A 410-nucleotide genomic window follows, 5' to 3' on the forward strand; every position below is an offset into this window, starting at 1 on the left:
CCGAAAGACACTGTTTACGTCGACGCCGGCAGCGTCAGCGTGACTATCACCGGCACCACCGGTGGCGACTTCGAGCACCTCGAAGTCAGCCCGACTGCTGCCGTCACTGCTGTCACCGACAGCATCGACACCAGCACCGTGACCCTCACCGCCACCGCTAGCGCGGTAGAAAGCGGAGTTGTCACCTACACCGCTTCGGTAACGGCTCCAGTCACCGGCGCACCGCTGGTCATTACTCTGGCTAACGGCCAAAGCATCACCATTCCGGTCAATGCAAGCAGCGGTTCGGTCGATTTCATCGCACCGAACAACGTGCTCAACACCAACACCCCGCTGACCAACAGCATCACCGGCGTCACCGGCGGCAACTACGAGCACCTGGAAACCGCCGGCACGCCGACCACCGTCGT

Annotated in this window: 1 protein-coding gene; it reads left to right on the top strand. The window is 62.2% G+C overall.

Going from position 1 to position 410, the window contains the following annotated elements; translation table 11 throughout:
- Positions 1-410, top strand: a 410-nt coding sequence (locus NTD82_RS23285) for an immunoglobulin-like domain-containing protein (protein WP_262130457.1), incomplete at both ends; no start/stop codon positions are given.

It is taken from the genome of Pseudomonas sp. 5P_5.1_Bac1 (genome assembly GCF_025466015.1).
Classification (GTDB): domain Bacteria; phylum Pseudomonadota; class Gammaproteobacteria; order Pseudomonadales; family Pseudomonadaceae; genus Aquipseudomonas.